The organism is Saccharopolyspora sp. ID03-671 (genome assembly GCF_045278815.1).
GTDB classification, from domain to species: Bacteria; Actinomycetota; Actinomycetes; order Mycobacteriales; family Pseudonocardiaceae; genus Saccharopolyspora; species Saccharopolyspora ipomoeae.
In genome coordinates this window covers 6,240,629-6,252,312 of the sequence record NZ_CP134054.1, presented here as the reverse complement: position 1 = coordinate 6,252,312, position 11,684 = coordinate 6,240,629, and the positions used below count along the sequence as shown (strand labels likewise).

Here is an 11,684-nt window from a genome sequence, read left to right as displayed (position 1 = left end):
ATGACGGCAGAAGTGGAATCCGCGGTCGCACCCGCGGCCGAGCGGGGACGCGGCGCCCGCAGGCGCAGATCGCCGCAGGCCGCCGCGGCGGCGCGCCTGGCCGCTGCGCTGGTGTCGCCGACGCTGCTGGTGCTCGGCCTGGTGGTGGTCTACCCGATCGTCGCGGCGCTGCGGCAATCGCTGTTCACCGAGGGCCAGAGCGTCGACGCCGACGGCTTCGTGGTCGAAGGCGAGCAGTTCGCCGGGCTCGGCAACTACGCCGACGTGGTCACCGGGCCCAACGCGGCGCGGTTCTGGAACGCGCTGTGGAACACGACGTTCTTCACCACGACGACCGTGGTGCTGGAGGCCGTGCTCGGCGTGGTGATGGCGCTGATCATGCACCGGGCGTTCCGCGGACGCGGGCTGGTGCGCGCGAGCGTGCTGGTGCCGTGGGCCATTCCCACGGCCGTGTCCGCGCTGCTGTGGCGGTGGATCTTCGCGTCCGACGGCGTGGTCAACGCTATGCTGGGAACCCAGGTGCTGTGGAGCGCCGACGGCGCCCCGGCCAAGCTCGCGGTGATCGTGGCCGAGGTGTGGAAGACCGCACCGTTCGTGGGATTGCTCGTGCTGGCTGGTCTTCAGGTGATCCCGCGCGACGTCTTCGAGGCCGCTCGGGTCGACGGAGCCAACGCCTGGCAGCGCTTCACGCGCATCACCCTGCCGCTGGTGCGTCCGGCGCTACTGGTGGCGGTGCTGTTCCGGATCCTCGACGCGCTGCGGATGTTCGACCTGCCGTTCGTGCTGATCGGGCAGCAGAAGGAGTCGGTGGAGACGCTGTCGATGCTGGCCTGGCAGGAGGCCACCAACGTGCAGTACGGGCCTGCGGCGGCCTACGCGACGATCATGTTCTGCTACGTCGCCGTCGTCGCCTTCGCCTTCGTCAAGCTGCTGGGCGCGGACCTGCTGGGCGAGGCCCGGTCGCAGGTGAGAACCGCGCGGAAATCCGGGAAGGCGGTGGCGTGATGACGAATTCGGCTTCGAAGCTCTCCTGGAAGCGCTGGGCGCCGTACCTCGGCGTCGCGGTGATCGTGCTGTACTGCCTGGCCCCGTTCTACTGGATGGCGGCGACCGCGTTCCGGCGTCCCTCGGACCAGTTCGATCTCAGCCCGCTGCCGCAGGTGTGGTCGTTGGAGAACTTCCGCGCGGTCTTCGCCCCCGACGTGGGCTTCGGCTGGGCGCTGCTGAACAGCTTCGTGGTCGCCTCGGTCACCACGCTGCTGACGCTGGTGGTCGGCATGACCACCGCCTACGCGCTGGCTCGGCTGCACTTCCGGGGCAAGAACGCGGTGCTGGCGCTGATCATCGCCTGCTCGATGTTCCCCGGCATCTCGCTGATCGTGCCGCTGCTGAAGCTGTTCACCGACATCGGCTGGATCAACACCTACCAGGCGATGGTGCTGCCGAGCCTGTCGTTCGCGCTGCCGCTGGCGGTGTGGAACCTGACGACGTTCTTCCGGCAGATGCCGGTGGAGCTGGAGCAGGCGGCCATGGTCGACGGCTGCACGCCCGGTCAGGCGTTCCGCAAGGTGATCGTGCCGCTGGCCGCTCCGGGCGTGTTCACCACCGCGATCTTGACCTTCATCATGGCGTGGAACGAGTTCATCATCGCGCTGAGCATGGTCAACGAGAAGGAGATGCAGACCGTCACGGTCGCGATCTCCAAGTTCGTCGGTGCGCAGGGCCACGAGCAGCCGTTCGGCACCCAGATGGCGGCGGGCGTGATCGTCACCGTGCCGTTGGTGGTGGCCGTGCTCATCTTCCAGCGCCGCATCATCGCCGGTCTGACCTCAGGCGGGCTCAAGTGACCGCAGTGAACTCTTTCGGAGAGGGAGAACCGTTGCAGCACAACCGATCCGGCGAGCGACCGTGGTGGCGCGACGCGGTGATCTACCAGGTCTACATCCGCAGCTTCGCCGACGGCGACGGTGACGGCGTGGGCGACATCGAGGGAATCCGATCCCGGCTTCCCTACCTTCGCGACCTCGGCGTGGACGCGCTGTGGATCAACCCCTGGTACCGCTCACCGCAGGCCGACGCCGGCTACGACGTGGCCGACTTCCGCGACATCGACCCGCTCTTCGGCACCCTCGCGGACGCGGAGAAGCTGATCGCCGACGCGCACGAGCACGGGCTGCGGATCATCCCGGACATCGTGCCCAACCACACCTCCGATCAGCACCGCTGGTTCCGCGACGCACTGGCGGCCGGGCCCGGCGCGCCCGAGCGGCACCGCTACGTCTTCCGCCCCGGGCGAGGAGCCGACGGCGCGGAGCCGCCGAACAACTGGCGCTCGGTCTTCGGCGGCCCGGCGTGGACGCGGGTGGCCGACGGCGAGTGGTACCTGCACCTGTTCGCCCCCGAGCAGCCCGACCTGAACTGGGCGAATCCCGAGGTGCACGACGAGTTCGCCGAAGTCCTGCGGTTCTGGTTCGACCGCGGCGTGGACGGCTTCCGCATCGACGTCGCGCACGGGCTGGCCAAGGACCCGGCCCTGCCGGACCTGACCGGCAGTCCGCAGGAACACCTCGCGCACCCGCACTGGGACCGCGACGAGGTGCACGAGATCTACCGCCGGTGGCGCGCCATCGCCGACGAGTACCCGGGCGACCGCAAGTTCGTCGCCGAGGCGTGGGCCCCGTCGCCGGAGCGGCTCGCCCGCTACCTGCGGCCGGGCGGGCTGCACACCGCGTTCAACTTCGACTTCCTGAAGTGCCCGTGGGAGCCCGAGCGGATGCGCGAGGTCATCGACTCCACCGCGGCGAGCCTGTCGGCGGTGGGGGCTCCACCGACCTGGGTGCTGTCCAACCACGACGTGACCCGGCACGTCACCCGCTACGGCCGCGACGCCGAGTGGGTGCCGCACGACCGGCGCCGGCTCGGCGAGGACGAGCTGGTCCTCGCCGAACCGGACCTGGATCTGGGCGCCCGCCGAGCGCGGGCGGCCGCGCTGCTGATGCTCGCCCTGCCCGGCGGCGCCTACGTCTACCAGGGCGAGGAGCTCGGGCTGCCGGAGGTCGAGGACCTGCCCGAGGAGCTCCTGCAGGACCCGATCTGGGAGCGCTCGGGGCGCACCGAGCGCGGCCGCGACGGCTGCCGGGTGCCCCTGCCGTGGTCGGGGGACGGCCCGCCGTTCGGCTTCGGCCCGCCGGACTCCGCGGCTCCCTGGCTCCCGCAGCCCGCCGAGTGGCGCGATCGCACGGCCGAGGCCCAGGAGGCCGACCCGGCCTCGATGCTGGAGCTCTACCGCACCGCGCTGCGGCTGCGCCGCGAGCTGGACGCGCTCGGCGAGGGAGAGATGCGCTGGTTGGACGCCCCCGAGGGCGTCCTGGCGTTCCACCGCGACCCCGGTTTCACCTGCGTGGTCAACATGTCGGGAACTCCGCAACCGCTGCCAGAGCACGAGCGGGTCCTGCTCACCTCCGCCGACCCGGACGGCGGCCTGCTCCCGCCGGACGCGGCGGCGTGGCTGGCGGACTGACCACGCCCGTCCCCACCCGGAGGTGGAGAAGTTTTCATGAAAACCTCACTCCCCTACGAACCGGACAGTTTTCATGAAAACTTCCCCACCACCACCCACTCAAAGCACGTGACGTGCACAAACGAAACACCGATCGAAACGTCCCACCACCCGTTCTCCCGAGAGTGGGGGAAGTTTTCATGAAAACTTCCCCCACCACCTCACCGATCGGAGGGGACGGTTTTCATGAGAACGTCTCGTCCGAGCAGCTTTCAGCTGGTCGACCGCACCGTGCACCCGCCAGTGCCGCCGCACGTCACCAGCAGCTCCGCTGCGAGCCCGGCATGGGGCTGCTGGTGACGGTCGACGCGCAGCGGCGTGCTCGGCAGGAAGATCTTCCCGCCGATCTTGCGCACCTCGACGTCGGGCCCGAACGGGTGCTGCAGCTCCGCTGCGAGCAGTCCGCCCGCCGCCTCCTCCGCGACGTCCTGCGACCGCCCCGCCTCCACGCGTGACCTCCTCGCCGCCGTTCGTTACCGGATGCGGTCCGTTCGTGCGCTCTTCTGCCGCTCTCGTCCCACTGCGCTGGTCCCGGAAACGGGCATAAGCTTAGTTTCAGACCTTGGAGCGGGAGATCCGCCAGCGCGGAATCCGTCGATTCCCGGTCGGCTTGGTGAGGAGACCAAAGGCGGTCTTGGATGGCAGACGTGCACCGGCTCGACCCGATCTCGCGCGTCTCCGGCACCACGACGGTGTACGGGGCGTGGGAACGATTCGTGCAGGGCGAGGACGACATCAGCGGCGTGCGGCCCGAGGTGGCGATCTCGTGGCACCGCTGCCGCGACCAGTACCGCGTCGATCCCGGGCTCAAGGAGGCCCCGATCGCCGTGGCGGAGGTCGACCACACCCTCGAACACGACGTCGTGTTCGCCGACCTGGGGTTCCGGGCCGCCTCGGTGGCCCACGAGGTCGCCAACGTCGGCGGGATCGTCACCGTCACCGACGCCACCGGGCGGGTGCTGGCCGAGTGGGGCGATCCGAGCACCCGCAAGCTGGCCGCCGACGCGAACCTGGCGACCTGGTTCTGCTGGTCGGAGCAGGCCACCGGCACCAACGGCATGGGCACGGCGCTGGAGACGCACGCGCCGGTGATGATCCGCGGCGCCGAGCACTGGTGCCAGGCGTTCCACGAGTGGACCTGCGCGGGGGTGGCCGTGCGGGACGTGGTGACCAAGGATCCGATCGCGGTCCTCAACATCTCCTGCTGGCGCGGTGAGCTGCCCTCCCCCGCCGGCGCCTGGCTGGCCAACGCCGCCACCCGGACCCAGGCCACGCTGCGCCAGCGCGCCCAGGACGGCAGCGCGGAGCTGATCGCGGCGTTCAACCACGCCCGCTCGCGCGCGGGCGTGTCGCTGGCCGCGGTCGACCCGGCCGGCCGGGTGGTGATCGCCGACGACACGGCGAGCGTGCTGCTCGGCGTGCCCAGCTGCACCCCGGCGAAGGACCCGGCGGTGCGCTGGAACCCGGGCCTGCCGGAGTTCATCAGCGCCGCCCGCTACGCCGCCAAGCAGGCCTCCCGCAATCCCGACTGGGTCGGGTCGACGCAGCTGTTCACCCACCTCTCCGACGAACCGACGCCGGTGACGATGCGACCGGTGTTCCTCGCGGGGCACCTGGTGGGCAACCTGGTGTTCTTCGGCGTCTCGGACGGCGAGCAGCTGCCGCGCGGCGAGAGCGCCCAGCAGCACGGCCCGCCGCACCGGATCGTGGGAACGCGGGAGAACCGGATGGTGCTGCTGAAGCTGCCGGAGATCTCCTTCGCCGAGTCCGACGGCAACGACGTGTGGCTGACCACCGACCAGGGGAAGTTGCGGGCCGCGTCGGGCAGCCTCGAGAAGCTGGAGAGCGAGCAGGGCGACGCGGGCTTCCTGCGGGTGCACCGGCGCTACGTGGTGAACCTGGGGCGCATCCGCGAGGTGGAGCGCCGCTTCAAGGGCGAGTTGGTGCTGATCATGGACGACGGTGCGAGCACGATGGTGCCGGTGTCGCGGCGCAACGCCCCTGCCGTGCGACGGGCTCTGGACATCTGAGCGGCCGGCCGGGGAGGTGGTCTCGCGTTGCCGGAGAACCCCGACTCGGTGGCCGTCACGCGCAACTACGACCAGGCGCTGCGACGTCCCGAGCGCACCCGCGAGCACCCGGCGGCGGGCGGCGACGCCCGCGACTGGTGGCCGCACCGGCTGAACCTGGAGATCCTGGCCAAGCACCACCCGAGCCGGAATCCGCTGGGCGAGGACTTCGACTACGCCGCCGAGTTCGCCAAGCTCGACCTCGACGAGCTGGCCCGCGACATCGACCACGTGCTCACGACCTCGCAGGACTGGTGGCCCGCGGATTTCGGTCACTACGGGCCGCTGGTGCTGCGGATGGCCTGGCACTGCGCGGGCACCTACCGGGTGGGCGACGGTCGCGGTGGCCCGTGCTCGGGTTTGCAGCGGTTCGCTCCGCTGAACAGCTGGCCGGACAACCGGAACCTGGACAAGGCGCGGCGCCTGCTGTGGCCCGTCAAGCAGAAGTACGGCCGCAAGCTGTCCTGGTCCGACCTGATGATCTTCGCCGGGAACCGGGCGCTGGAGTCGATGGGCTTCCGCACCCTGGGCTTCGCCGGTGGCCGCGAGGACGCGTGGGAGTCCGACGCCGACATCTACTGGGGTCCCGAGCGCACCTGGCTCGGCGATGAGCGGCACACCGGCATCCGCGACCTCGAAGAACCCCTCGCCGCCGACGAGATGGGGCTGATCTACGTCGACCCGCAAGGCCCGGCGACGCTGCCCGACCCGATCGGCGCCGCTCGCGCCATCCGCGGCACCTTCGCCCGGATGGCCTTCGACGACACCGAGACCGTCGCGCTCATCGTCGGCGGGCACACGTTCGGCAAGACCCACGGCGCCGACGACGTCAAGCACCTGGGGCCCGAGCCGGAGGGCGCCGGCCTCGAACAGCAGGGCCTGGGCTGGTGCAGCGGGCACGGCTCGGGCAAGGGTGCGGACACCATCTCCAGCGGACTGGAGGGGACCTGGACGCCGCATCCGACGCGGTGGGACAACGGGTACCTGGAGACCCTGTTCGCCTACGAGTGGGACGTCGAGCTCAGCCCCGCCGGTCTCTGGCAGTGGGTGCCGCGCGAAGGTCAGGGCCACGGCACGGTCCCCGACGCGCACGACCCGTCGCGGGCGCACACGCCGACGATGCTCACCACCGACCTCGCGCTGCAGGAGGACGAGCAGTACCGGAAGATCGCGATGCGGTTCCTCGCCCGGCCCGAGGAGCTGGAGGACGCGTTCGCTCGGGCCTGGTTCAAGCTCACCCACATCGACATGGGACCGGTCCAGCGCTACCTCGGTCCGCTGGTGCCCGACGAGCGGATGATCTGGCAGGACCCGGTTCCCGAGGTCGACCACGAGCTCATCGACGCCGCCGACATCGCTGAGCTGAAGCGGCGGATCCTCGACTCCGGGCTGTCGGTGCCGCACCTGGTGTTCACCGCGTGGGCATCGGCCTCGACCTACCGCGACAGCGACAAGCGCGGCGGCGCCAACGGCGCCCGCATCAGACTCGAACCCCAACGCGACTGGGAGGCCAACGATCCCGAGATCACCGGACCCGTTCTGGCCGAGCTCGAACGGATTCAGGAGGTCTTCAACGCGGAACAGCCGGGAAACAAGCGGATTTCGCTCGCCGACCTGATCGTCCTCGGTGGCTGCGCGGCCCTCGAACGGGCCGGTGCGCGGGTCGCGTTCACCCCGGGCCGCACCGACGCCACCCAGGAGTGGACCGACGTCGAGTCCTTCGCCGCCCTGGAACCCCGCGCCGACGGGTTCCGCAGCTACCTCGGCCCGAAACCACCCCTGCCCTCGGAATACCTGCTCGTCGACCGGGCCAACCAGCTCACGCTCAGCGCCCCCGAGATGACGGTGCTCATCGGCGGGCTGCGGGTGCTCGGGGCCAACCACCGCGGATCACAGCTCGGGGTGCTCACCGAGCGACCGGGCACGCTCAGCAACGACTTCTTCGTCAACCTCCTCGACATGAGCACCGAATGGGTCCCCACCTCCGGCACCTTCGAGGGACGGGACCGGCGCAGCGGCTCCGCTCGGTGGCGAGCGAGCCGCGTCGACCTCGTCTTCGGGGCGAACCCCGAACTCCGCGCGATCTCCGAGGTCTACGCCAGCGACCAGGAGAAATTCCTGCACGACTTCGCCGCCGCGTGGGACAAGGTCATGAACCTCGGTCGCTTCTGAGTCCGAGCGGTAGACCTCGCCGTGCGAGCGGTGCCGGCACCCGGCCCGGCGGCGCCGAGTGTCCACCTCCGTGCACCCGGCGTAGTGTCCGATTTCGTTACGGGCCAAGTGGTTTGGCCCTCGCCGGGCGCTCGAACCGCTGTTCCCCCGTCGCGCGCACCGGCCTGTCGCGAACGGATTCACAAGGAGGTGATCTCCGGTGACGACAGCCAAGGAACGCTCCGATCTGCTCAACGAAGTCGGACTGGACTCGCAGAACGGCGCAGCCCTGGGCCGCGTGCTCGGCACCGGCAACATCCATCGGGCCACCGAGCGGTCCGACGGCACGATGGAGGCCACGGTCCGCATCCTGCCCGACGAGATCGTCTGGGACCCTTCGATTCTCGTCCTCCCGCACGGCGGAGACCTCGAACTGACGCTGATCAACGACGATCTCAACACCCACTGCGCGCTGCTGCCCAGCAACGGCGACAGCAAGTTCATCTGGCTGGTCAACCACTCCAAGGGGCGCGCGAAGCTCAACCTCGACGGGCCCGGCTACTACTGGTTCTCCTCGCCCACCGGAAACGACGAGGGGCGCGGGCTGACCGGCGCCATCGTCGTGCTCGGCGAGGTCCCGCCGGAAGCCCGCCTCGACCGTCCCGACCAGATGCGCCCGTAGGAGGACGACGATGACTCTCGAATACGTCGACGCCGGCGAGGCGATCGACCACGGCACCCTGAGCGCGGTGCCCCGCAACGCGCCCGACGTCGGGTTCCGCGTCGGCTACGACCGGCTGCTCGACGCGCGCTCGGAGTCGCACAACTGGCTGACCTACTACGGCGCCTACGACGGGCAGCGCTACAGCCTGCTCGACCAGATCAACACCGAGACCGTCAAGGGCATGGGCCCGGCCTGGATCTTCCAGGCGGGCGCCGCGGGCATGATCGCGGGCGCGTCGACCTACGCGTTCGAGGCGACACCACTGGTCGTCGACGGGGTCATGTACGTCTCGGGCTGGGACGGCTGGGTGTGGGCGCTGGACGCCAAGACCGGCGACCAGATGTGGCGCTACAAGCACGCCGTGCCCTACGACGTGTCGCTGTGCTGCGGCAACGTCAACCGCGGCGTCGCGGTCGCCAAGGGCAAGGTCTTCTGCGTGATGCCCAACGCGCACCTGCTGGCGCTCGACGCGGTGACCGGCGAACGCGTGTGGGACAAGACCATCGGGGACGTGCGGGCCGGCGAGAGCGGCACGATGGCTCCGCTGGTCGTCAAGGACATGGTCATCACCGGCAGTTCGGGCGGCGAGTTCGGCGTGCGCGGGCACATGGACGCCTTCGACCTGGAGAGCGGTCAGCACCGCTGGCGCTGCTACATGGTCCCCAAGCCGGGTGAGCCCGGGTCGGAGACCTGGCCGGCCGACGGCGAGGCGTGGGCGCGCGGCGGGGCGAACCCGTGGATCACCGCGACGTTCGACCAGGACACCAACCTGCTGTACGTGGGCACCGGAAACCCGGCGCCGGACTTCGACGGCGCGGTCCGCGAGGGCGACAACCTCTACACCGACAGCATCGTGGCCGTCGACGTCGACCAGGGCACCATCCAGTGGCACTACCAGTGCACCCCGCACGACGTGTGGGACTACGACTCGACGATGGAAAACATCCTGTTCGACCAGGGCGGGCGCAAGATGCTCGGCCACTTCGACAAGAACGGGTACTTCTTCGTCCTCGACCGCACCAACGGGGAGCTGGTGTCGGTCACGCCCTACGTGGACCGGATCGACTGGGGCACCATCACCCGCGACGGCAAGGTGACCCCGCGCAAGTACCCAGACGCCGAAGGCGAACCGGTGCACTTCTACCCCGGCCCGGCCGGGGCGAAGGAGTGGACGCACGCCGCCTACAACCCGGAAACGGAGCTGTTCTACGTCCCCGTCCAGGACGTCGGCGCCACCGCGACGCGGCGACGTCGCGAGTTCCGCGAGGGAATTCCCTACTGGGGTGCGGGTGTTCAGGTCGACGCCGACGACATGAACGGCTCCATCAGCGCTTTCGACTCGGAGGGCAACGAGAAGTGGCGCTGGCGCAACACCCTGCCGATGTGCTCGTCGGTGCTCACCACCGCCGGGAACCTGGTCTTCGCCGGGACGCCCTCCGGTGAGTTCGTCGCCCTGGACGCCCGCAACGGCGAGAAGCTGTGGCAGTTCCAGTGCGGCAGCGGCCACCACGGCAGCCCGATGACCTACTCGGTCGACGGCAGGCAGTACGTCGCGGTCCCGGTCGGCTGGGGCGGCTGGATCGAGGGCTTCCTGCCCGGCATGCTCGGAGCAGGCCACGGCAGCGCCCTCATCGCCTTCGCCCTCCCGGAGGAACCCGGAACCCGCTGATCACCACCGGGGGTGGGGAAGTTTTCATGAAAACTGTCCCCACCCCCACCCACGTCTCAGGTGCCCGTCACCGTCCGGAGGTCCGAGCCCGGTGGGCGGCGACTTTGTGGCGGTTGAGGCAGGTCGGGGAGCAGAACCGGCGGCGTCCCGTCGGGGAGGCGTCGGCGTAGACGTCGACGCAGCGGGCGGCCTGGCACGTGCCCAGGCGGCTCTCGTCGTGGTGCAGCAGCCAGCCGAGCAGGCAGGTGCTCAGCGCGGCGGGCAGCACGTCGCCGCTGGACTCGACGGCCCAGGTCAGGCCCTGCCCGGTCATGACCGGGACCGGTCGGATCGCCCGCAGCAGTCCGTTGAGCTCTGCGAGCGGGCGTTCCGCGGCGAACACCCGGAAGAGGGCGTTGGCCGAGGCCACCGGATCCCCGGAGGCCGACCACCCCAGCACGCTCACGACGTCCGGGTACGGCGCCGCCTGCTCCCCCGCAGCCGCTCGCGGCTCGTCGGCGAACTCGTTCACGAACTCCACGAGCTCACCCAGGTCGAGAACAGGAACGGCCAACACATCCCCAGGCTAACCGACACGTCCCTTCCTGCCGGTTACCGCGATCTGTAACCTCCTGACCCATGCTACCGGGTTACATCGACCTCAGCGTGCTCCCCGCATTCCTGGCAGCCGTGACGCTCCTGCTGCTGGCACCGGGTCCGGACATGGCCTTCATGGTCGCCACGGGACTGCGCGACGGATTGCACGGCACGACCAGGGCAGCCCTCGGCATCACCGCTGGCGTCAGCGTCTACGTCGTCCTCACCGCCCTCGGCCTCGGAGCCTTCCTCGCGGCCGCCCCGAGCCTCATCGCCGCCCTCCAGCTCGCGGGCGCCGCCTACCTGGCCCACCTGGCGTGGACGACCTGGCGCAGCGCCGCAGCCCCGGTGGAGATCACGACCGCCACCACCCGAGCGTTCCGGAGGGGTTTCCTGGTCAACCTCGCCAACCCGAAGATCGCGTTGTTCTTCACGGCGTTCCTCCCGCAATTCCTCGGCGACACCGAGGGCAACCCCACCTTCCAGCTCCTGCTCCTCGGCGCCCTCCTGCAAACCCTCGGCCTCCTCACCGACCTCGCGATCGGCTGCGCCGCAGGCGCCGTCCGCAACCGCCTGCTCCACCGCACACGCCCCCGCACCCTCCTCAACCGACTCGCAGCAGCCACCTATGCCACCCTCGCCGCCGCTCTGCTGGCCAGGTGACAGTTTTTCCTCGAATTGACCGGGCAAAACGGATATCGATCACGGGTGATTCGAGGAAAAACCGCCCCCTGCCAACCACCATCGACACGAACACCGCGGGACTCAGGACTCGAGCACGTCTCGGCGGAACTCACCATCGACGATCCGGACCAGGTCGCGATCTACCACCGGCTCATGGACCGTCTCCGGCAGGTCGCGGCCGAAGGTGACGAGGCCCGAACGATCCTCCGCGGCCTCGCCGCCGAGCATCGTGATCGGGCGGCTTCGTGAGGT

Annotated in this window: 11 protein-coding genes; 9 read left to right on the top strand and 2 right to left on the bottom strand. The window is 70.0% G+C overall.

Features of this window, described 5'->3' with window-relative positions; translation table 11 throughout:
- The 3 genes from REH65_RS29055 to REH65_RS29045 are packed head-to-tail and all read left to right on the top strand — an operon-like array spanning position 1 to position 3,520.
- Positions 1-1,005 carry a carbohydrate ABC transporter permease gene (locus REH65_RS29055; RefSeq protein ID WP_406689939.1) on the top strand — a complete coding sequence of 335 codons (1,005 nt, stop codon included), beginning with the start codon at positions 1-3 and terminating at the stop codon, positions 1,003-1,005.
- Positions 1,005-1,847, top strand: a complete 843-nt coding sequence (locus tag REH65_RS29050; protein WP_406689938.1) for a carbohydrate ABC transporter permease — start codon at positions 1,005-1,007, stop codon at positions 1,845-1,847. Before REH65_RS29055 ends, REH65_RS29050 begins: the two co-directional genes overlap by 1 nt.
- Positions 1,848-1,879: 32 nt before the next feature.
- Positions 1,880-3,520 (top strand): glycoside hydrolase family 13 protein, encoded by a 1,641-nt coding sequence (locus REH65_RS29045; RefSeq protein ID WP_406689937.1) that lies wholly within the window; start codon positions 1,880-1,882, stop codon positions 3,518-3,520.
- Between the two features lie 251 nt (positions 3,521-3,771).
- On the opposite strand, the gene REH65_RS29040 is transcribed toward REH65_RS29045, so the two are convergent.
- Positions 3,772-4,008 (bottom strand): hypothetical protein, encoded by a 237-nt coding sequence (locus REH65_RS29040; RefSeq protein WP_406689936.1) that lies wholly within the window; start codon positions 4,006-4,008, stop codon positions 3,772-3,774.
- A gap of 189 nt (positions 4,009-4,197) precedes the next feature.
- Between REH65_RS29040 and REH65_RS29035 the strand changes: the two genes are divergently transcribed.
- The 4 genes from REH65_RS29035 (at position 4,198) to REH65_RS29020 (ending at position 10,172) form a co-directional block, all read left to right on the top strand.
- The gene (locus REH65_RS29035; RefSeq protein WP_406689935.1) at positions 4,198-5,589 is read left to right on the top strand and encodes a LytTR family transcriptional regulator DNA-binding domain-containing protein; all 1,392 of its coding nucleotides are present in this window, start codon (positions 4,198-4,200) and stop codon (positions 5,587-5,589) included.
- 27 nt (positions 5,590-5,616) lie between these two features.
- Positions 5,617-7,800 carry a catalase/peroxidase HPI gene (katG, locus tag REH65_RS29030; RefSeq protein ID WP_406689934.1) on the top strand — a complete coding sequence of 728 codons (2,184 nt, stop codon included), beginning with the start codon at positions 5,617-5,619 and terminating at the stop codon, positions 7,798-7,800.
- 199 nt (positions 7,801-7,999) lie between these two features.
- Positions 8,000-8,461, top strand: coding sequence for an MSMEG_3727 family PQQ-associated protein (locus tag REH65_RS29025; protein WP_281453371.1), 462 nt, complete (start codon positions 8,000-8,002; stop codon positions 8,459-8,461).
- 10 nt (positions 8,462-8,471) lie between these two features.
- Complete coding sequence (locus REH65_RS29020) at positions 8,472-10,172, top strand: PQQ-dependent dehydrogenase, methanol/ethanol family (RefSeq protein WP_406689933.1); 1,701 nt, start codon at positions 8,472-8,474, stop codon at positions 10,170-10,172.
- Between the two features lie 67 nt (positions 10,173-10,239).
- On the opposite strand, the gene REH65_RS29015 is transcribed toward REH65_RS29020, so the two are convergent.
- Positions 10,240-10,728, bottom strand: coding sequence for a CGNR zinc finger domain-containing protein (locus tag REH65_RS29015; RefSeq protein ID WP_406689932.1), 489 nt, complete (start codon positions 10,726-10,728; stop codon positions 10,240-10,242).
- Positions 10,729-10,790: 62 nt separating this feature from the next.
- On the opposite strand from REH65_RS29015, the gene REH65_RS29010 reads away from it, so the two are divergent.
- Together REH65_RS29010 and REH65_RS29005 are read left to right on the top strand one after the other, a co-directional pair.
- Complete coding sequence (locus REH65_RS29010) at positions 10,791-11,411, top strand: LysE family translocator (RefSeq protein WP_406689931.1); 621 nt, start codon at positions 10,791-10,793, stop codon at positions 11,409-11,411.
- A gap of 45 nt (positions 11,412-11,456) precedes the next feature.
- Positions 11,457-11,681: a Scr1 family TA system antitoxin-like transcriptional regulator gene (locus REH65_RS29005; protein ID WP_406693264.1), complete on the top strand. Its 225-nt coding sequence runs from the start codon at positions 11,457-11,459 to the stop codon at positions 11,679-11,681.
- Positions 11,682-11,684 lie beyond the last annotated feature (3 nt).

What these genes read in the sequence shown, in the direction of transcription:
- REH65_RS29035 (WP_406689935.1), top strand. Translation starts at nt 4,198, where the DNA reads ATGGCAGACGTGCACCGGCTCGACCCGATCTCGCGCGTCTCCGGCACC.
- REH65_RS29055 (WP_406689939.1), top strand. Translation starts at nt 1, where the DNA reads ATGACGGCAGAAGTGGAATCCGCGGTCGCACCCGCGGCCGAGCGGGGA.
- REH65_RS29050 (WP_406689938.1), top strand. Translation starts at nt 1,005, where the DNA reads ATGACGAATTCGGCTTCGAAGCTCTCCTGGAAGCGCTGGGCGCCGTAC.
- REH65_RS29010 (WP_406689931.1), top strand. Translation starts at nt 10,791, where the DNA reads ATGCTACCGGGTTACATCGACCTCAGCGTGCTCCCCGCATTCCTGGCA.
- REH65_RS29020 (WP_406689933.1), top strand. Translation starts at nt 8,472, where the DNA reads ATGACTCTCGAATACGTCGACGCCGGCGAGGCGATCGACCACGGCACC.